Source organism: Rhizobium sp. Nf11,1, assembly GCF_050587665.1.
Taxonomy (GTDB): domain Bacteria; phylum Pseudomonadota; class Alphaproteobacteria; order Rhizobiales; family Rhizobiaceae; genus Rhizobium.
Genome location: NZ_JBOBHU010000001.1, coordinates 290,949 through 310,579 on the forward strand (window position 1 = coordinate 290,949; position 19,631 = coordinate 310,579).

The window sequence follows — 19,631 nt, forward strand, 5'->3', positions numbered from 1 at the left end:
TCTTGCGGGGCGTTGTTGCGATCGACGATGCCTCGCTGGAGATCGGCAGATCGTGCAGCATAGCAAAGGGAGCGGAAGTCGGCGTGGCAGGTAAGGGCGCGGTCGTCCTTCACGACGGAGTGTCGCTGGGCCCGAGAACCATCGTGTCAACGACCGGCGGGCGGATTGAAATCGGGAAGAATACGTCCTTCTTTTCGGATGGTCTCGTTTCCGGCGAAGTTAGCATTGGTGCTGATTGCCTGTTTGCCAACAATGTCACCGTGCTCACCGGTACGCACGAAATCTACGGTGAAGGGACAATCCGAGAGAACGACGCTGCCGCCAGCCGGAAACCCGGTTACAAACCTTTCCGGCCTGTTTCGATCGGCGGGGATTGTTGGTTGGGCGCAAACAGCGTGATTCTCCCGGGGGTAACGTTGGGCCGCGGTTGCGTCGTCGGTGCGAATGCGGTTGTCACGAAGAGTTTTCCGGATTATTCGATCCTCGCAGGCGTACCTGCGGCAGTCATAGGCTCTCGCCGTGACACAAAGATAAAATAGCCATTCTACCGAAAGTCCGACCGAAACCCGCATGAGGTTCCCATGACGCCTGCCCCAATCCACGCACTGATGATGAAGGGCCGCTCGGCCGTCCGGAAAGCGGTGAACCTCGTGTTCGGCAAGGATGGCAAGGCGATCCATGTCAAGCCTGGTTCCGTTTCCGGCCTCAGGGTCCATCTCGGTGCGGGCCCAATCAACCTGCAGGGCTGGGTGAATATCGATGCACGCGAAGCTCCGCATATTCACCTGATCGCGAACAACTTCGATCTCGTTGAGTTCGCCGATGGAACCGTCGCCGAAATATACTTGTGCCATGTGCTCGAGCACTTCTCGTTTGAGGAGTCCGAACAGCTGCTGCGCAATTTTCGGAAGAAGCTGAAGCCAGGCGGCACGCTACGTATTTCCGTTCCGCATTTCGATCACCTGGTCGCGATCTATCAGGCAAACAGCAACAACCTCGAAATTGTGAAGCGCGCGCTGATGGGTGGGCAGGACTACGAATACAATTTCCACAAGTCGATATACAACAAGGCGCTGCTCTCCAGGCTCATGCTCGCCTGTGGTTATGCGAACCCGCAGGAGTGGACCACCGCCGGTGAGTTTGGCGCTGACCTCGGCGACTGGTCCAATAAGAATTTCGATACGCCAGCCGGGAGCTTTCCGGTGAGCCTGAATATCAAGGCCGTTGTCGCCGGCACCTGATAGAAGTCATGACCAGACCTGTCTCCATCGTTGCGTCCACGCTTCCAATCGCTTTTCTGGCGGCGCGCGCGGAAGCGCTGGGCGTCCATCGGATCGTGGCGACGTCGGCCAACTTGAATCGCTCGTACGGCTATCTCGCCCGCAAGATCGGTCGCGAGATGGAAATCGAGACAACGCCGCCGGGCTTCGTTCGCCAATCGCTCTACTTCGCGCTCCTGGTCGCAAAGTGCAGGTTTCTCGGTCGAAGGCTCGTCATTTTCCACGAATGCTGCATGCCCGTGTTGGATCTCTTGATCCTGCTCCTTCGTCCGAAGGGGGATCATTTCCCTCAAGTCTCCATGCTAGGCTCCATCCCTATGGACATTTCGGCAGCACCGAAATCCAAACTTTTGATGTTGCTTAGGCTGTGCCGCCTGGATCGGTTCTTCGTGCTTTATTACTCGCCGCCGGTCGGAGACAATCCCGGCGAGTACAGCCTGTCGGTAAAGGCCTACCCTCGTTCGATTGTGAGTCACCCGGTAGGTTATGCCGGAGAGGCATCGTCGGCGCCAAGGGAGACAGCAAAGTCGCCCGCCATTCTGCTGCTGACCGGCAAGGCTCATTCGCGAGATGAGGACCAGAACGCGATCTTTCATGAAATAGTAGAGCTCGCGGTAAAACGCGGCTTCCGATGCGATGTGAAGGATCATCCGAACCCGTATTTCCGGTTGGGTTTTGCCAGCGAGGCCGCACGGTCCATCGATCCGGAGATGCCATCTGAGCTTCTGGATGACGATTATGCGCTCGTTATCGGCGCGTCCTCGACAGGATTGCTCAGATATGGCAATCGAGCGTTCAGTATCATGGAAATGCTGCCGTCGCTTTCGGCGGATGAAATCGGCTTGGCGAAGAAGCATTTTGATATGGCGGCACCCGGGCACACGCTTCGTTATCTCGAGAGCCTGCAGCAGCTGGAATCGATTCTTGAGGAGCTCAGTCTATGAAGATCTTGGTAACGGGCGCTGATGGCTTCATCGGTTCTCATTTGACGGAAGCCCTCGTCCGAGCCGGCCACGACGTGCGCGCGTTCGTTCTCTACAACTCCTTCGGCTCGTGGGGCTGGCTGGATTCGAGCGCGCCCGAAATCCGCAAGAGCCTCGACATCTTTGCCGGAGATGTCCGCGACCCACATGGCGTGAAGACCGCTATGAAGGGCTGTGACGCGGTTCTTCATCTTGCCGCGCTGATCGCGATCCCATACTCCTATCATTCTCCGCAGTCCTACGTGGAAACGAATATCACCGGCACGTTGAACGTGTTGCAGGCGGCGCGCGAACTTGAGGTCGGGCGCGTCATCCACACGTCTACCAGCGAGGTTTACGGGACCGCCCGCTTTGTCCCGATCACCGAAGATCACCCGTTGCAGGGGCAGTCCCCGTATTCCGCCACCAAGATCGGCGCGGACCAGCTCGCTCTGTCGTTCCATGCGGCCTTTGGCACGCCGGTTGTCGTCGCACGGCCCTTTAACACCTATGGGCCGCGCCAATCAGCGCGCGCGGTAATTCCGACCATCATCTCGCAGATCGCTGCCGGCAAGCGGCAGATCAAGCTCGGCTCGATCTCGCCGACGCGTGATTTCAGTTTCGTCGCGGACACGGTTTCGGCTTTCCTTGCTGTTTTGAATTCCAGCAAGGGGCTGGGCGAGGTCATAAACTTTGGCAGCAACTTCGAGATATCGATCGGCGAAACCGCCGAACTCATCGCCGAGGCGATGAACGCCAAGATTGAAATTCTGACCGACGAGGCCAGGATCAGGCCGGACAAGTCCGAAGTCGAACGGCTTTGGGCGGACAACTCGAAGATGCGCGGCCTTTTCGACTGGGCGCCGCTTTACGGTGGCCGGGATGGTTTCAGACGTGGTATTGAAGAAACGGCGTCATGGCTCGCTCGGCCCGAGAACTTGAGCGGATACAAACCGGATATCTACAATCTATGATCGATGATATCGAAAAGCCTTCGCTGCGTGCTGATCTGGGCACCGCTATCGTCGGAGCGATTGAGGAGGTTCTTGGCCCGGTCAAGGCCGATCTTCACGCCCCCGTCTTCGCCGGCAATGAATGGGCGTACCTGAAGGATTGCCTCGATTCCACGTTCGTGTCGTCGGTCGGCACTTACGTCGATCGTTTCGAGCGGGAACTTGCCACCTTCACCGGTAGCGCGCACGCGGTTGCCGTTGTGAACGGCACGGCCGCCCTCCACGTTGCGCTTCTGCTTGCAGGGGTCGAGCGAGGAGACGAGGTTCTCGTGCCGGCTCTGACCTTTGCTGCAACGGCCAATGCCGTCAGCTATTGCGGCGCCGTTCCTCATTTCGTTGACAGCAGCGACGACACGCTCGGAGTCGATCCCGAAGCGCTCGACAGCTGGCTTTCTTTCAAGACCGAGCAGGTGCGTGGGTTATGCGTTAACCGCGACACCGGTAGGGTCATTCGGGCCGTCGTGCCCATGCACACGTTCGGTCATCCGTGCGATATGGGTGGTCTGTTGCGTGTCGCGCGCAAACACTCGTTGCAGATAGTAGAAGATGCCGCAGAGTCTCTCGGTAGCTACTATCACGGTCGCCACACCGGTACCTTCGGTCTGATCGGCACCTTGAGCTTCAATGGCAACAAGACGCTCACAACCGGTGGCGGCGGAGCAATTCTGACCAACGACGAGCAATTGGCTCGACGTGCCAAGTTCATCACGACGACTGCCAAGCGCCCTCACAAATGGGAATATGTGCATGATGAGGTTGGATTCAACTATCGTCTGCCGAACCTGAACGCTGCCCTTGGATGCGCCCAGCTGGAGCAATTGCCAGGCTTCCTCAAGGCCAAGCGTGCGCTACACGAGAAGTACCGGCAGGTCTTCGCGCGGCTGGATGGTGTCGAACTCGTCCATGAGCCGGAGAACTGCACGAGCAATTACTGGCTTCAGGCCCTAAAGCTGAAGGAAGTGGATCTGCAGCTGCGCGACAGCATCCTCGAGCAGACGAACGCCGCAGGCTACATGTCCCGCCCGGTCTGGAAGCTAATGCATGGCCTGCAGCAGTTTGAGGCCTGCCCTCGCGCGCCGCTCGACGTAGCCGAAAAGCTCGAAAAGACGCTGATCAACATTCCGAGTGGAGCGGGACTTGTGTGAGTGGTTTGCTTCTTGTCGGCGGCGGAGGGCATTGCAGATCCTGCATCGACGTCATAGAGGCTGACGCGCGCTACACTATCCGCGGCGTCGTGGATCGGCAGCCTGCCGCAGTCGCGGATCTGCTTGGCTATCCGCTTCTCGGTGATGACGCGATGCTGGCGTCCCTTCTGGAGCTTGAGCGCAACGCGCTGGTCACAGTTGGGCAGATCAAAAGTGCCGAGGCAAGAATCCGCCTCTATTCGCTTCTGAAATCGATCGACGCTGTGTTGCCCACCATCGTTTCCCCCCACGCCTATGTTTCGAAACATGCTGGTCTCGGTGAGGGAACGATCCTATTCCACGGCGCGATCGTCAACGCTCGCGCCTTCATCGCGCGGAACTGCATTGTCAACAGCCGGGCGCTCGTCGAACATGATGCCGTCGTCGGCGATCATTCCCATATATCCACCGGTGCAATCGTCAACGGGAGTTGCCATATCGGCAACGGAACCTTCGTCGGGAGCGGGGCTGTCGTCCATAACGGCGTCAAGATTGGCTCGGGCTGCGTCATCGCGGCCGGAGCTGTAGTGAAAAACGACGTGCCGGATGGCATGCTAATGAGAGGCGACCAATGACAAAAGGACAGCACACGCTCGTCATTGCAGAGGCCGGCGTAAACCACAACGGCGATGTCGGGATCGCGCGCAGGCTTGTCGAAGCAGCGGCGGAAGCGGGCGCTGATCTGATCAAGTTCCAGACATTTACGGCCAACAAGATTGTCACGGCCACCGCGCCAAAGGCCGAATATCAGATGGCTGGCGGAGACGGTTCGTCGTCGCAGATCGCGATGCTGCGCCAACTGGAGCTGTCGCCGGCGATGCACGAGGAGTTGGCGTCGTATTGCACCGAATATGGCATTGGCTTTTTCAGCACCGGCTTCGATATCGAGAACATCGATTATCTTCTCGGTCTGGGGCAACGCGTTATCAAGATACCCTCTGGTGAGATGACGAATCTTCCCTACCTGCGGCATATAGGTTCGCTTGGTCTTGAAATCCTGATGTCGACTGGAATGTGTTCGCTCGGCGATATCGAGGCCGCAATCGATGCTGTAGAAGCAGCCGGAACCTCCCGGAGCGAGATCACCGTGCTGCATTGCAATACAGAGTACCCGACTCCCTATTCCGACGTAAACTTGTCGGCCATGACGAATATCGGGAAAGCGTTTGGTGTAAAAATCGGCTATTCGGACCATACGAACGGTATCGAGGTGCCCGTGGCTGCCGTCGCTCTCGGCGCAACCGTCATTGAGAAGCACTTTACCCTCGATCGCACGATGCCGGGTCCTGACCATGCGGCAAGCCTGGAGCCTGCAGAGTTGAAGGCGATGATCTCGGCGATCCGGAACATCGAACAAGCGCTGGGTGACGGTATCAAACGCCCCACAGCGAGTGAACGCAAAAACATCTCGATCGCTCGGCGCTCGATTGTCGCGCAAAAGACCATCCGGCAGGGCGACCTGTTCAACGCCGACAATATCGCAGCCAAACGGCCGGGCACGGGGATTTCTCCCATGCGATGGGACGAGGTCGTCGGTCGCGTGGCGAAACGTGATTTCGCACCAGACGAGTTGATCGAACTGTGAGAAAAATCTGCGTCATAACGGGCTCGCGCGCCGAATTCGGACTGTTGCGCTTGCTGATGGAAGCCATTCAGCGCTCGCCGGCCATGACCCTGCAGGTCGTTGCTACAGGCGCTCATCTGTCGCCCGAATTTGGTCTGACCTATCGCGAGATCGAGGCAGCCGGCTTTCAGATCGACCGCAAGGTCGAGATGCTCCTGAGTTCCGACACAAGCGTAGGGGTGACAAAGTCGATAGGTCTCGGCGTCATAGGCTTCGCCGATGCCCTGCAGGATCTCGATCCGGACCTAGTCCTCTTGTTGGGGGACCGGTACGAAATTCTCGGAGCCGCTACGGCGGCGATGATCGCACACAAGCCGATCGCCCATCTGCACGGCGGTGAAAAGACGGAAGGCGCATTCGACGACGCGATCCGCCACGCGATCACCAAGATGTCCCATCTGCATTTTGTTGCCGCCGAGGAATATCGTCGTCGGGTCATTCAGCTTGGAGAAGACCCCGCGCGTGTCCATCTCGTCGGTGCGCTTGGCATAGACAGCCTCATGCAAATGACTCTGATGAGCCTGCCTGAACTGGAGCAGAGCCTCGACTTCCGGTTGGGGAGCCGCAATCTGCTTGTCACGTTTCACCCCGAAACGTTATTGCCGGGCCTCGCGGAACGGCACACGAAAGAGCTTCTCGATGCGCTTGGCAGCCTTGAGGGCACCAACATCGTCTTCACCCTGCCGAATGCCGATACGGAAGGCAGAAAGGTTACGTCGATGATCGAGGCCTTCGTCGCCGAGCATTCCAACGCGCGTGCCTACACGTCTCTCGGGCAACTGCGATACCTTTCGCTGGTCGCCGCCGTCGATGCCGTCGTTGGCAATTCGTCGAGCGGTATCATCGAGGTGCCGAGCCTCAAGAAGCCGACGGTCAATATCGGTGAGCGGCAAAAGGGCCGTATCCGGGCCGCAAGTGTCATAGATTGCGAACCAAGGCGGGAGGATATCCTGAGGGCGATCACGGCAACCTATGACCCGCACTACCGCAAGCAATTCGAAAGCAATGTGAACCCCTATGGTTCGGGCGGCGCAAGCAGTGCTATAGCGAATATTATCGAAAGCTGTGATCTTTCCGAACTGATCCGGAAGCAGTTTTACGATCTGGATTGGACTGGGAGCGAATGAGTGATTCTCAAATCTGGCGCAAAGCGTCCCTGAAGCTTGACGCGACCATAAAGGATGCGATCCAAAATCTGGATGCGGTTGCGATCAAGATCGTGCTCGTGGTCAACGAAGACGGGCAGCTTGAAGGCACCGTCTCGGACGGCGATATCCGGCGCGGCTTGCTCCGCGGTCTGACGATGGACAGTTCGATCTCGAACATTGTGCATCGTGATGCTTTCGTCGTTCCGCCGGAACTTGGCCGCGAGACTGTGCTGCAGCTGATGAACCTGAACAAGGTTCAGCAGATCCCGATTGTTGACAAGGCACAAAGGGTCGTCGGGATTCATCTTTGGGATGAGATTACGGCGCCTGCTGAGCGGTCAAACCTCATGGTCATCATGGCGGGGGGCAGAGGTACACGGCTGATGCCGCATACGGAGAACTGCCCAAAGCCAATGGTTGAAATCGCGGGTAAGCCGATGATGGAGCATATCATCGAGCGGGCCAAATCGGAAGGTTTTCGCAACTTCCTGGTGTCGATCCATCACCTCGGAAACATGATCGAGGACTACTTTGGCAATGGCGCGGCATGGGGCGTAAACATCGCTTACCTCCGGGAAAACCGGCCGCTCGGCACCGCGGGAGCGTTGTCCTTGATCGATCCTCGCCCGAGCGAGCCGTTTATAGTTACAAACGGTGATGTAATAAGTGATATACGGTACGGGGAATTACTTGAATTCCATGTAAAGCATCAAGCCTCTGGAACAATGGCCGTCCGACTCTATGAATGGCAACACCCGTTTGGCGTCGTACACACGGATGGAATCAATATTATTGGCTTTGCGGAGAAGCCGGTTACCCGGAATCACATCAATGCGGGCGTTTACGCCTTAAATCCCGCAGTAATTGAAAGTCTTGTATTGGGCGAACAGTGTGACATGCCGACTTTATTTGAAAGATTACAGTCGCAGTCGATCCGTACGGTAGCTTATCCAATGCACGAGCCTTGGCTGGACGTCGGAAGGCCTGCCGACCTGGCGTCTGCGAACAGTTCGATAAAAAGGCATTGAGGACACATGAAGAGATACGTGCAGAAACAATACAACCTACCGTCCGATATTAAATTCTGCGCCAACTGCACCGTCTCAAATCAGCGCCCACGCATCACCTTTGACGAAAAGGGTGTTTGCTCCGCTTGTAACTATGCGAATTTCAAACGACACGGAATTAACTGGGAAGAGCGTGACAAGGAACTCGCCGCCCTTTGTGACAGACACCGCAAGAGCAACGGTGAGTATGACGTGATCGTTCCCTGCAGCGGTGGCGCAGACGGCAGCTTCGTTGCGCATCAGCTTAAATACAAGTACGGGATGAATCCGCTCGCCATAACATGGGCGCCACTGAATCCGACGGCGATCGGTCGCCAGAACCTCGATGCATTCATCGCATCCGGCTTCAACCACATCCTGGGAACGCCAAATCCCGTTGTCACCCGCAAGCTGACCAGCCTGTCGGTTCAAGCATCTTGGCGATCCTTTCCAGTCATTTATTTATGGCCAGACGAACTATCCGCTGCACATGGCCGTGAAGCACAATGTCCAGCTCATCATGTATGGTGAGAATGGCGAAGTCGAATACGGCGGCGATATGAAAAACGCGTTCAAGCCGACGCGCGATATCGCCGATCACGACAAGCACTATTTCTCGGGTCTCCTGCCGCAATTCTGGGCCGAACACGGTGTGTCGCTCGCCGATCTTTATCCTTTCATGGCGCCGAGATACGACGACATCAAGAAGAACGAAACCGAGATCCACTTCTTCGGTTACTACAAGTTCTGGGACCCGCAGGAGAACTACTACTACTGCCTCGAGCATACGGGCTTCACGCCGAATACCGAGCAATCGGAGGGAACCTACTCGAAGTATGCAAGCCTCGACGACAAGATCGACGGCTCTCGCTACTACCTCGCGTTCATCAAGTTCGGCATCGGCCGCGCCACATCCGATACGGCGCACGAGATCCGCGACGGCAAGATCACGCGGGAAGAGGGTATCGCGCTGGTCAAGCGCTACGACCATGAATTCCCGAGCAGGCACTACAAGGAGTTCCTCGAATACTGCGACATCAACGAGGACGATTTCCACGAAGTGATCGATTCATGGCGAGCCGATCATATCTGGACGAAGGAAGGCAATGATTGGCGGTTGCGAAAACCGATCTGGGGTGGGCTGAGCAAGCCCTGAAAGAGTGTCGCCATGACCAATGTTCGTTTAATAGCCCGGCTCGACGTCAAGGGTCCGAACCTTATCAAGGGGGAGCATCTTGAGGGGCTCCGCGTCCTCGGAGATCCCGGCGAATTCGCAAAAAAATTCTATGACCAAGGCGCCGACGAGATCATCTACATGGATATCGTCGCCAGTCTCTATGGGCGCAGCAATCTCGTCCAAATTGTCCGCAAGACCACGGAGGACGTATTTATTCCGGTCACGGTTGGTGGCGGTATCCGCACTGTGGACGACGTTCAGGAATTGCTGGATAGCGGTGCCGACAAAGTTGCGATCAATACTGCCGCGGCCAATACACCAGAGTTGATCACCCGCGTTTCGGAGCGCTTTGACTCGCAATGCATGGTGTTGTCGATCGAAGCCAAGCGGCAACCCGACGGAAGCTGGAAGGCGTATACGGACAACGGTCGCGAAAGAACCAATCTCGATGTTGTTGAATGGGCGCAGCGCGGCGTCGAGCTCGGAGCAGGCGAGATATTGCTGACGTCGATCGACCGCGAGGGTACCCGCAAGGGGTATGATATCGAATTGACTGCGAAGGTGACGCAGGCGGTGAACTTTCCCGTTATTGCAAGCGGTGGTATGGGCAATATCGATCATCTGGTTTCTTCCGTAAGGGACGCAAGAGCGGATGGTGTCGCGATGGCCGATGTTCTGCATTACGGGCGCTTGCACCTGGATGACATCCGGGCGAGCGCCGATCGCGTCGGCATAAAGGTGAGAAAACATGCCTACGAATGAGGTTGTGGTGGTCAACTACGGCGCTGGCAACATCCGCAGTGTCGCGCGCGCGCTGGAACATTCCGGTGCAGTTGCGAGGATCACAGCTGATCCGGACGTTGTCGCAACAGCCGGTAGGATCTTGCTTCCTGGCGTAGGTGCTTTTCCGAAAGCCATGCGTGAACTGCCCCAGCTTGGATTGGACGATGCATTGCGCCAATCCGTGGCCAAAGGTAATCTGCTGCTTGGCATATGCTTGGGTATGCAAATGTTATTTCAGTCGAGCGACGAGTTTGAAGTAACCAATGGTCTGGGTTTCATCCCGGGGAATGTCTCGCTGATACCATCCGAGGGAGACGCAGGCGTATTGCGCAAGGTGCCGCATATTGCCTGGAACGAATTGGTGCCGGCAGCGGGACGAAATTCTTGGGGCAACACCTTGCTGCGGCGGATACCCAGTGTATCGCCGGTCTATTTCGTCCATTCCTTTATGGCCAATCCTACTTCGGCGGCCGATCGTATCGCTGACGGCATTGCCGCCAATTTGCCGGTCACAGCCGTAGTCCAGCGCGATAACGTGTTCGGATGTCAGTTTCATCCGGAAAAGAGCGGAGTGACGGGCCTGAGGATACTTGAAGAGTTTCTGTCGAAATGAGCCTTCTTTTTTTGATCCCAGCCCGAGGCGGCTCTAAACGCGTTCCTGGAAAGAACATTCGCGAGCTCGGTGGCCAGCCGCTCATATCTTGGACGATTGACCTGGCCAAGCGCGTCGGCTTGTCAGCCGATGTCTTGGTTTCGACTGATGATCCGGACATAGCTTCGATTGCGACCGAGGCGGGTGCATGGGTCCCGTGGCTGCGTCCGCACCATTTGTCAACAGACACAGCAACCTCGCTTGAGGTGGCGCTGCACGCGCTCGATTTCTATGAATCGGAGCGTGGCCCGGTTGAGGCTGTCGTCCTTCTCCAGCCCACATCGCCTTTCCGCCAATTGTCGACGGTTTGTGAAGGCTTGCGACTTTTCCGTGAGCTCGGTGAAAGACCCGTGATTGGCGTTTCACCTGCGGCGACCCATCCTGCCTGGTGCTTTAAGATCCAAGAAAGCGAGCTGAGGCCTTATACGGACGGCAAGGGGCTGTTGCAGCGCTCACAGGATTTGCCACAAGTCTACCAGATCAGCGGCGCGCTTTACATCATTTCGGCAATGCAATTGCGAGACGAGAGAACATTTTTTCCGCACAATGCGGTTCCAATAGTCAGTGACAGCGATGTCGAAAATCTTGATATTGACACGGAATGGGACTGGCTATGTGCGGAAAAGGCCGTGGAGGCCGGGCTCGCCAAGTTCGGGGCGAGCTAGCGCCCTTCCGTGAAAGGGCGAAAGGGCCGTTAGCCCTACGGATTGTGTCCTTTGATTCAGCACTGTTATTGGTGTAGAGGCGAGCGGTGATTTTGAGAATCTGTGCCGGGTCCGCTAATGCGACCGCGGCGGCATCTGCGATGCTGCTAGAAGGTCCGTTCTGCTCGCCGAATTTAACAGTTGTGTGCGAGACAGCGACGAGCCAACCTATATTCCTGGAACGGGAACCGAAGCCGAGGAGCAGTACTACGCCATACTGGACGAACCAGCCATGGCTGCATAACTTAAACCAGACAGCCTCCGGCAAACCCGGCGCGGTTCACACCTTCGTGATTGTCTTGAACGTGTGCTTTTTGTCACCTGGATTGATGCGCTCCGGCGAATAGCCGAGGTTGAAGTCCACGCCCTGCCGGAGCCCCGAGATTTCGGAAAGAATCGGCCCACATATCTTCCTCGGTAGCACCAGGGAATACAGTCGATTCAAAAACGACGATATCGCCAACCTTGAGCAGCGAAGCCACTGTCCGAGATGCTGCAATGAGAGGCGTGAGGTCCGGTTGACGGTTGTCATCGATAGGTGTGGGGACCGCCACAATATAAAAGTTGCAATCCTTTACATCACCAACATCATAGGTCAATCTAAGGGATGAATTTTGCAGGACTGCGCTGTCAACTCGCCGGTTACGTCTTTACCAGCTTTCAAACTCTCAATGCGGTGTCTCTTGACGTCGAATCACACGACCACCGGAAACTTTTCCGCCAAGGCGACCGCGACCGGCAAGCCGACATACCCGAGACCGATTACAGCTATCTTTCGGGTCATTACTCTATCCTCATACTTCTTTGCCAGCACACCAAGCGTGGCACCTAAACGATAACCTCAAAAAAAGCTAGGCGCGGGAGACTGCATCCATCATCTTGCCGGAGCTTCTGCGTTTGCTACCTATGTTCAACACGGAGCTGGTGCATCACCGTCTTGTATGCTGCGTGACCACGGATGAAAGGAAGATGCTGGCAGTCTGGTCGGCGGGGGATATCAATCGGCGTCAAATTCTGCAGTCATCGCCGGTAACCGCCCAGCGATCTTGAGGAGGTTGTCCGTTGTGCCGGTACGGCGCAGAGATCGAGAATGCTCATTTCGCCGGCCTGGCCGCAGGTACATGGGGTTGCACAAATTCGGTCATTTCCATACACCATCCTGAAAAATGTATCGAAAGACGACGTGAAAAATGACGAAAACCGCGCTTATTACTGGGGTAACTGGTCAGGACGGTGCCTATTTGGCCGAATTGCTTTTGAGCAAAGGCTATACAGTACACGGCATCAAGCGGCGATCGTCGTCTTTCAACACCGGCCGCATCGAGCATATCTATCAGGATCCGCACGAAACTCATCCGCGCTTCATCCTCCACTATGGCGATATGATCGACTCGACCAATCTGCTTCGGATCGTGCAGCAGACCCAGCCCGACGAAATCTACAACCTGGCCGCACAAAGCCATGTCGGCGTCAGTTTCGAAACGCCGGAATATACAGCCGATGCCGATGGTATCGGGACGTTGAGGTTGCTTGAGGCTATCCGCATCCTAGGTCTTGAGAAAAAAAGCCGGTTCTACCAGGCATCGACATCGGAACTCTACGGTCTCGTGCAGCAAGTGCCGCAGAACGAGAAGACGCCGTTTTATCCGCGCTCTCCCTATGCCGCGGCCAAGCTCTATGCCTACTGGATCGTCGTGAATTATCGCGAGGCCTACGGCATGCACGCTTCGAACGGCATTCTGTTCAACCATGAAAGTCCGCTTCGCGGCGAGACCTTCGTCACGCGCAAGATCACGATGGCCGTCGCCGCCATCAGCCTCGGCCTTCAAGACAAGCTCTTTCTGGGGAATCTTGACGCCCAGCGTGACTGGGGCCATGCGCGTGAATATGTCGAGGGCATGTGGCTCATGCTGCAGCAGGACAAGCCGGAAGACTATGTCTTGGCGACGGGTGAGACGACGCGTGTCCGCCAATTTGTCGAGTGGGCCTTCGCCGACGTCGGCATCACTTTGGAATGGAAGGGGTCCGGCGTCGACGAGAAGGGCTATGATGCTGCCTCCGGTAGGTGCCTTGTGGAAATCGATCCCCGGTATTTCCGCCCGACGGAAGTCGACCTTTTGCTTGGTGACCCGACCAAGGCACGTCAGAATCTCGGCTGGCGCCACAAGACGCCGGTTCGCGCGCTCGCCGCTGAGATGGTGCGCGAGGATATCAAGCACTGGAAGGCTCAAGGCAGCCGGAAAGAGGTCTGAGTGTACGATCTATCCAACAAGAAGATCTGGGTTGCCGGTCATCGCGGAATGGTCGGCAGCGCTCTGGTGCGCAGGCTTCAATCCGAAGCTTGCAGCGTCGTCACGGCCACCCGCGCCGAGATCGATTTGAAGCGGCAGGACGAGATCGAGAAATTTGTTGAAGCAACCCGGCCTGACGCGATCATTCTCGCCGCTGCCAAGGTCGGCGGCATCCTCGCGAATGACAGCTATCCCGCTGAATTCATCTACGACAATCTGATCATCGAAGCCAACATCTTCGAAGCTGCCCATCGGACGGGAGTGGACCGGCTTCTCTTCCTGGGGTCAAGCTGCATTTATCCCAAGCTCGCGCCACAGCCGATTCTCGAAGAGGCTCTGTTGACCGGTCCGCTCGAGCCGACCAACGAATGGTACGCGATTGCCAAGATCGCCGGTATCAAGCTCGCGGAAGCTTATCGCAAGCAATATGGCCGGGACTACATTTCGGCCATGCCGACCAATCTATACGGCCCCGGCGATAATTTCGACCTGAACTCCAGCCATGTGCTGCCCGCGCTGATCCGCAAGGCGCATGCTGCGAAACTGCGCAAAGACCCGCATATGGTAGTCTGGGGCACAGGAACCCCGCGCCGAGAGTTTCTTCACGTCGACGACTGCGCCGACGCCCTGGTGTTTCTGCTCAAAACCTATTCGGGCTCGCAGCACGTCAATGTCGGCTCGGGCACGGATCTCGAAATTATCGAGTTGACGCGTCTGGTCTGCCGCGTTGTCGGTTATGAGGGGGAGATCATTCATGATCTTTCCAAGCCCGACGGCACGCCGCGAAAGCTGATGAGCAATCAGAAGCTGCAGGATATGGGCTGGAAACCGCGCATTTCGCTTGAGGACGGCATTAGAGCCACTTACGCTTGGTTTTTGGAATTCGAAAACGGGTCTGATCCAGCGGCCTGATGCCGAGTCCCTGCGGACCGGCATTTTTTCTTTCCCACATTGATTCGCGACACAGCGCTGTCGCCGAGCCTCCGATGGCCTCGTGGTCCCATGGCCGAGGGGTCCGGAACGCATTGTGGCCCGAAGCTTCCCTACTCGTCGGTATAAATGCGAAAGCCGGTTCGATTGACAGTCTGCCGGCGAGGAAGAGCAACTCGGATAATGTCGGCGGCCGGCAGCATAGCCCGGTCTCTAAGGCGGGGAACCCGATAGGGTTAGCGCGGTGAGTATTGTGGAATATGCGGATATACGCATAATTTCTGCCGCTGGCGCTGCCAGGCAAGGTCAGTCGAAACTCTCGGGGGGGTTCTATGGAAACAATCGTCGAGCACGCCCATGCCGGCGCAGTGTCGCCCGAACTTGTAGTCGATGCGCTGTTTGCATGCCGAAAGACGGCAGCGATCAGAGCGGCGATCGAGCTCGATCTCTTTACGCACATCGGTGAGGGCAAAACGGCAGCAGTGCTGGCGTCGGCAACGAGCGCCTCGCAGCGGGGCGTGCGCATCCTTTGCGATTACCTCGTCGTCCATGGCTTCCTGACCAAGGAGGGCGATCAGTATCGGATGACGCCCTCGACCAGAATGTTCCTCGATCGCAATTCGCCGGCCTATATGGGCTCTGCCGTCGAGTTCACCGCTGCACCCGAAGTCCTGGATAATTTTCTGCGCGATCCGGCCGCCGTCGTACGAAACGGCGGTTCGGCCGGGCTTGCGAACCTGTCGCCGGACAATCCCGTCTGGTTGAAGTTTGCACGCGGCATGGGCTCTTTCACAAGGCTCAGCGCCAAAATACTGGCTGACGAAATCTCCGGCTGGGCGAGGTCTCCCGAAAAGGTGTTGGATATCGCGGCGGGTCCGGGCCTCTTCGGCATCGAAATTGCCAAGGCCTTTCCATCGTCGGAGATCGTCGCCGTCGATTGGGGCGCCGTCTTGGAACTGTCGAGGCAGAATGCGGAAAAATCAGGCGTGGCGGACCGCTACCGGATAATCGCCGGCAGCGCCTTCGACGTCGACTGGGGCACCGGTTATGATCTCGTCCTGCTTCCGAATTTTCTGCACCATTTCGATTTGCCGACATGTGCTGAGCTATTGCGAAAGATCACCGCGAGCCTTGCAGAGGATGGTCGGATCGTCGCGGTCGATTTCGTGCCGAACGAAGATGGCGTATCGCCGCCTTTTCCTGCGGCCTTCTCTTGGGAGATGCTCGCCAGCACGCCGGCGGGCCAGGCTTATAAGCAAAGTGAGCTGACTGAGATGGCAAAACTGGCCGGCCTCGCCCGCGTCACGGTCAAATCGATGCCGCCAACGCCGGCCAGCGTCATTCTCTTTGAATAGCCATTTCGCCGCGACGTAGCTCGTCGGGCAAATTTAAGAAGAATTGGCTGGGGGAACCTGGGACCAACTCTATGTCGCATTTAAGGGACCCTAAACGCCTACCGAGCGATCATGAATCTCGCCCGCGCGCCAAAATGCCGAACTGATACAAAAGCGAGAACTGTTCGCCCTGGGCTCGGGTAGCGGCGCAGAGATCAAGCTTGACCAATCCGGCGTTTCGACCAAATGGGGCTAGAAAAAATGACGGGTGGCCATTCGCAGTTGGCGGCGATCACGGATTTTGCGGAAATGAGCCGGCGACCGGATCGGCAACAAACCGTCCCGCAGCCGTTCGCTTGTCCTGACGAAAGAGCGGCGGTGCGGTTAAGCCCTCCTGCAGGTAGAGAGCCTCTCCCTCAGATCGGGAATAAATCGTTGTATCGTATCGTCCGGTTGGCTGAACTCTTCAATTTGTCGGAACAATCCCCAGCGTTGCTCGGCATCGGCCGGGAGATGAGGTCCACGCACATTGGATCCGTTGACCTTCGCCGCGAATTCCTCATGCGAGCGCGTATAATAGTGATTGAAGCGTATAGTATTGGCCTTGAGCTTTAAGGGATCCTCCCTTGGATAACGTGGTAGCGGTTCGCCGTCCTCGTTCACGCCGATCTTGTTCGTGCCTTTCAGGTTGAACCAATGGGCGCTCTCGATCGATCTGATCTGAGCTGGCTGAACGATTGATTTGACGTTTAGAAGCTTTGGATATTCGCGCTGGGCATCCATGGGGACTGCCTGTCGGAAGTTCTCCGTGACCAGACCCGTGGGCCGAACCGCGTGGCCGCTCGTTCCAAAATTGACACCGGCGACGCAAATCGCCTGTTCCTGCTCCCGCGCCTGCAAAAAATCGATCAAGGAAGCCGCATGCATCGGAAACATGAATTCATCGAGGTCGAAGAAAGCCATCCAGCGGCTGCGTGATCCGAAATTGCTGACGGCATGAGCATAGGCTAAAATCTGGGTGTTTGCCCAAACGTTAAAGGGACGCCACGGCACGACAGTAACAATACCGGCACTCTCATAGGCTCTCAGTATCGACAAGGACTGATCCGTCGAGCCGTTGTCATAAATATAAAAGTGAGAAATGCCAACCAGCAGATGAAATTGAATCCACTCATCGAGATACTCACCCTCATTCTTTGCGACTGTGACGCACGACAAATAATGATCAGGGTGTGTCGTCACGACGGACTGCGGAACAACGATGGGTTCCCTTACGAGAATTTTTCCGTTGCGGGCCTGGCGGCGTTTTCTGAGCGTGTCCTTAAGCCCGCGCCACATATGCGTTATTCTCTCCTGACAGTCATCCTTGTAAGCCTGCATCAGACAGCTAAGCTCGACGTCGTCGAAACGCAAGAGGCGGCGAACTCAGGGAGGAGGGCCTTGCCTTGCTGATGCAATTTATCCAGCAACCGCCGCGGTGCTGAGGCTCGTCGGCGAGTCCCGAGACATCTGAAACCCGCCAGGCTGTCAACCGGCGCACAAAACTGACCCCTATCTGGGGTGCGCCCCTCGGGGTGGACACTGATCAGGCTGCTGTTTTGCCAGCCTGCCGGATGTGTTGATCCTCGAACTGTTTTGGGCTCAGATAGCCGAGTGCCGAATGGAGCCTGCGCTTGTTGTAGACCTCCTCGATGAAGTGGGGAAGATGCTCGGTGACATCGTCGAAGGCTTCAAAAGCCATGGGATAGACCGCCTCGAACTTGAGCGTCTTCATGAAGCTCTCGGCCTTAGCATTGTCGTAGGGATTACCTCTGCGGCCCATCGAGCCGATCAAACCGTGGTCGGTCAGAAGCTGCCGATAAAGCTCGGCAGCATATTGCGAGCCGCGATCGGAATGGTGCATGCAGCCCAGTGGCGGCTTTCTGCGATCAATGGCAGTTCTCAAGGCCGCGGCCGTAAGGCGTGCGTCAATTGAGCGGCCGATGGCGTAGCCGACGATAAGGCGAGACCAAGCATCAAGGATGATGGCGACATAGATGAAGAGGGTCGGCAGCGCGACGTAGGTTATATCGGAGACCCAAAGCTGGTTGGGGCCGGTCGGGATGATATCCATCGCCAGGTTCGGGAAGATCGGGCCGTCGTGGACACTGTCTGTTGTGGCAATGAAACGCCGCCTGATCTTCGGCCTCAGATCGTGTTCGCGCATGAGGCGGCGAATTTTCTTGTGGTTCACGACAGACCCTGCTGCCGCAGGGCCGCACCGACGCGGCGGTAGCCGTAGAACTCGAACTCTTCGCAGATCGCGAACATCGCTTCGACGATGGCGGTGTCGTCGGCGGGACGTTCCGGAAGGTCATAATAGGTGGAGCGCGCGATTTCCATCAGTCGGCATCCTTCCGCGACGGAGATGCCGCAGGGCTGGTGATGACGGATGTAGTCCCGTTTTCGGGCGCGGTGCGCTTTTCAGAGCCCCCTTTAGAAACTCCAGTTCCAGAGCCTGCGTGCCAACCAGCCGCTCCAGCGCCGCGATCCAAGCCTCGTATTCCTGGATGATATCGGCGGCCTGCTCATCGTCGTCGAATGCACCTTGCTCGTGGTTCTGAACCCAGATGCGGATAAGGTTGCGAGACACGTCGTGGCATTTTGCCAGACCATGCAGCGTTCGCCGGCGAGGAATTCCTGCGCGACCTGACGTTTGAATTCTACGCTGTGACTGCGGTGCTTTGCCATGGGTCATCTTTCCGAAAACCCGGGAGGCCGGTCAATTCCTCATCCCGATCTGTCCACCCCGAGGGGCGCACTCCAATCGGCGTCCAATGTTGATCCCCTACAAGCGATCAGCACTTGGCACGCCCGGCGCTGGTCGGGGTTGCAGAGGGTGGGCCAAGTGCGGGTGATGGGGACCTTCGGCTTTAGCTTTGAGATCGGTTCTTGAAGCGCCAGGATTCGTTTCCGGTCTCGATGACCTCGCAGTGATGAGTGAGCCGGTCCAGCAGCGCAGTCGTCATCTTGGCGTCGCCGAAGACAGAAGGCCATTCGCCGAATGCCAGGTTGGTGGTGACGATGATCGAGGTGCGCTCGTAGAGCCTGCTGATCAGATGAAACAGCAATTGCCCTCCGGCCTGGGCGAACGGGAGGTAGCCGAGTTCATCGAGAACAATGAAGTCGAGACGGGTAAGGTGATCGGCAGTGATCGAAGGCTGCGCGAAGTGTGGAAGCTTCGGCTTTTCGCAATCGAAGACGGTCGAGACGCATTGGAGGTGCGTCGAGCTCTATCCGTATTGGGACGAGATCAAGAGCCGGAGCTCCTCGAGATGATTGCTGGGCTGATCCTGTGCGCCTAGCGGGGCGACATTTTGTCTGGTAATTTGCAATTGCAGCGCGTTCTGAAGCTAACTAGTTTAGTCTTGCTTCGTGGGCTGGAATTTTTGAGCAGAGGGCCGTGATGTCCTGCCCTAATGTCAATACGGTGCGCGAATCTGTGGTCCCGCCGCAAGACTTGC

22 protein-coding genes and 1 pseudogene are annotated in these 19,631 nt (G+C 56.9%); 18 read left to right on the forward strand and 5 right to left on the reverse strand.

What is annotated here, in order from left to right:
* Positions 1-2: 2 nt before the first annotated feature.
* From ACQ7C1_RS01400 to ACQ7C1_RS01465, 14 genes are all read left to right on the forward strand, one after another.
* Positions 3-539, forward strand: coding sequence for an acyltransferase (locus tag ACQ7C1_RS01400; RefSeq protein WP_285196009.1), 537 nt, complete (start codon positions 3-5; stop codon positions 537-539).
* A 69-nt stretch (positions 540-608) separates the two neighbouring features.
* Complete coding sequence (locus ACQ7C1_RS01405; RefSeq protein WP_285196010.1) at positions 609-1,241, forward strand: class I SAM-dependent methyltransferase; 633 nt, start codon at positions 609-611, stop codon at positions 1,239-1,241.
* A gap of 8 nt (positions 1,242-1,249) precedes the next feature.
* On the forward strand, positions 1,250-2,224 hold the full coding sequence (locus tag ACQ7C1_RS01410) for a hypothetical protein (protein ID WP_430957042.1): 975 nt from the start codon (positions 1,250-1,252) through the stop codon (positions 2,222-2,224).
* Entirely contained in the window at positions 2,221-3,216 is a 996-nt protein-coding gene (locus ACQ7C1_RS01415; protein WP_430957043.1) for an NAD-dependent 4,6-dehydratase LegB, read from the forward strand. Before ACQ7C1_RS01410 ends, ACQ7C1_RS01415 begins: the two co-directional genes overlap by 4 nt.
* Positions 3,213-4,400 (forward strand): LegC family aminotransferase, encoded by a 1,188-nt coding sequence (locus ACQ7C1_RS01420; RefSeq protein WP_430957044.1) that lies wholly within the window; start codon positions 3,213-3,215, stop codon positions 4,398-4,400. The genes ACQ7C1_RS01415 and ACQ7C1_RS01420 overlap by 4 nt, the downstream gene beginning before the upstream one ends.
* A complete protein-coding gene (locus ACQ7C1_RS01425) occupies positions 4,397-5,014 on the forward strand; it encodes an acetyltransferase (RefSeq protein ID WP_430957045.1) in 618 nt (205 codons plus the stop codon). The genes ACQ7C1_RS01420 and ACQ7C1_RS01425 overlap by 4 nt, the downstream gene beginning before the upstream one ends.
* Positions 5,011-6,024 (forward strand): N-acetylneuraminate synthase, encoded by a 1,014-nt coding sequence (gene neuB, locus ACQ7C1_RS01430; protein ID WP_430957046.1) that lies wholly within the window; start codon positions 5,011-5,013, stop codon positions 6,022-6,024. The genes ACQ7C1_RS01425 and neuB overlap by 4 nt, the downstream gene beginning before the upstream one ends.
* Complete coding sequence (gene neuC, locus ACQ7C1_RS01435) at positions 6,021-7,190, forward strand: UDP-N-acetylglucosamine 2-epimerase (protein WP_430957047.1); 1,170 nt, start codon at positions 6,021-6,023, stop codon at positions 7,188-7,190. The genes neuB and neuC overlap by 4 nt, the downstream gene beginning before the upstream one ends.
* Positions 7,187-8,239 (forward strand): nucleotidyltransferase family protein, encoded by a 1,053-nt coding sequence (locus tag ACQ7C1_RS01440; protein ID WP_430957048.1) that lies wholly within the window; start codon positions 7,187-7,189, stop codon positions 8,237-8,239. Before neuC ends, ACQ7C1_RS01440 begins: the two co-directional genes overlap by 4 nt.
* Before the next feature lie 6 nt (positions 8,240-8,245).
* A complete protein-coding gene (locus ACQ7C1_RS01445) occupies positions 8,246-8,788 on the forward strand; it encodes a hypothetical protein (RefSeq protein WP_430957049.1) in 543 nt (180 codons plus the stop codon).
* Complete coding sequence (locus ACQ7C1_RS01450; RefSeq protein ID WP_430957050.1) at positions 8,754-9,413, forward strand: hypothetical protein; 660 nt, start codon at positions 8,754-8,756, stop codon at positions 9,411-9,413. Before ACQ7C1_RS01445 ends, ACQ7C1_RS01450 begins: the two co-directional genes overlap by 35 nt.
* 12 nt (positions 9,414-9,425) lie before the next feature.
* The gene (hisF, locus tag ACQ7C1_RS01455) at positions 9,426-10,196 is read left to right on the forward strand and encodes an imidazole glycerol phosphate synthase subunit HisF (protein ID WP_430957051.1); all 771 of its coding nucleotides are present in this window, start codon (positions 9,426-9,428) and stop codon (positions 10,194-10,196) included.
* On the forward strand, positions 10,183-10,830 hold the full coding sequence (gene hisH / locus ACQ7C1_RS01460) for an imidazole glycerol phosphate synthase subunit HisH (RefSeq protein ID WP_430957052.1): 648 nt from the start codon (positions 10,183-10,185) through the stop codon (positions 10,828-10,830). The genes hisF and hisH overlap by 14 nt, the downstream gene beginning before the upstream one ends.
* The gene (locus ACQ7C1_RS01465; protein ID WP_430957053.1) at positions 10,827-11,534 is read left to right on the forward strand and encodes a cytidylyltransferase domain-containing protein; all 708 of its coding nucleotides are present in this window, start codon (positions 10,827-10,829) and stop codon (positions 11,532-11,534) included. The genes hisH and ACQ7C1_RS01465 overlap by 4 nt, the downstream gene beginning before the upstream one ends.
* 356 nt (positions 11,535-11,890) lie before the next feature.
* Here ACQ7C1_RS01465 and ACQ7C1_RS01470 read toward each other — a convergent pair whose 3' ends face one another.
* On the reverse strand, positions 11,891-12,172 hold the full coding sequence (locus tag ACQ7C1_RS01470; protein WP_430957054.1) for a hypothetical protein: 282 nt from the start codon (positions 12,170-12,172) through the stop codon (positions 11,891-11,893).
* A 591-nt stretch (positions 12,173-12,763) separates the two neighbouring features.
* On the opposite strand from ACQ7C1_RS01470, the gene gmd reads away from it, so the two are divergent.
* The 3 genes from gmd to ACQ7C1_RS01485 all read left to right on the forward strand — a co-directional run bounded on the left by gmd (position 12,764) and on the right by ACQ7C1_RS01485 (position 16,149).
* Positions 12,764-13,825: a GDP-mannose 4,6-dehydratase gene (gene gmd, locus ACQ7C1_RS01475; RefSeq protein ID WP_285196025.1), complete on the forward strand. Its 1,062-nt coding sequence runs from the start codon at positions 12,764-12,766 to the stop codon at positions 13,823-13,825.
* Positions 13,826-14,776 carry a GDP-L-fucose synthase gene (gene fcl, locus ACQ7C1_RS01480; protein ID WP_430957055.1) on the forward strand — a complete coding sequence of 317 codons (951 nt, stop codon included), beginning with the start codon at positions 13,826-13,828 and terminating at the stop codon, positions 14,774-14,776.
* Positions 14,777-15,126: 350 nt separating this feature from the next.
* Positions 15,127-16,149, forward strand: coding sequence for an SAM-dependent methyltransferase (locus tag ACQ7C1_RS01485; RefSeq protein ID WP_430957056.1), 1,023 nt, complete (start codon positions 15,127-15,129; stop codon positions 16,147-16,149).
* A 363-nt stretch (positions 16,150-16,512) separates the two neighbouring features.
* On the opposite strand, the gene ACQ7C1_RS01490 is transcribed toward ACQ7C1_RS01485, so the two are convergent.
* The 4 genes and pseudogenes from ACQ7C1_RS01490 to ACQ7C1_RS01505 form a co-directional block, all read right to left on the reverse strand.
* Positions 16,513-17,466, reverse strand: a complete 954-nt coding sequence (locus ACQ7C1_RS01490) for a glycosyltransferase family 92 protein (RefSeq protein ID WP_430957057.1) — start codon at positions 17,464-17,466, stop codon at positions 16,513-16,515.
* 247 nt (positions 17,467-17,713) lie between these two features.
* Entirely contained in the window at positions 17,714-18,427 is a 714-nt protein-coding gene (locus tag ACQ7C1_RS01495; protein WP_430957243.1) for an IS3 family transposase, read from the reverse strand.
* On the reverse strand, positions 18,358-18,510 hold the full coding sequence (locus ACQ7C1_RS01500) for a hypothetical protein (RefSeq protein ID WP_285194836.1): 153 nt from the start codon (positions 18,508-18,510) through the stop codon (positions 18,358-18,360). Before ACQ7C1_RS01500 ends, ACQ7C1_RS01495 begins: the two co-directional genes overlap by 70 nt.
* A 530-nt stretch (positions 18,511-19,040) precedes the next feature.
* A pseudogene (locus tag ACQ7C1_RS01505) lies at positions 19,041-19,316 on the reverse strand (ATP-binding protein); the annotation flags it as partial.
* Between ACQ7C1_RS01505 and ACQ7C1_RS01510 the strand changes: the two are divergent.
* Positions 19,227-19,472 (forward strand): hypothetical protein, encoded by a 246-nt coding sequence (locus ACQ7C1_RS01510; protein WP_285194834.1) that lies wholly within the window; start codon positions 19,227-19,229, stop codon positions 19,470-19,472. The pseudogene ACQ7C1_RS01505 and the gene ACQ7C1_RS01510 sit on opposite strands and share 90 nt — an antisense overlap.
* Positions 19,473-19,631 lie beyond the last annotated feature (159 nt).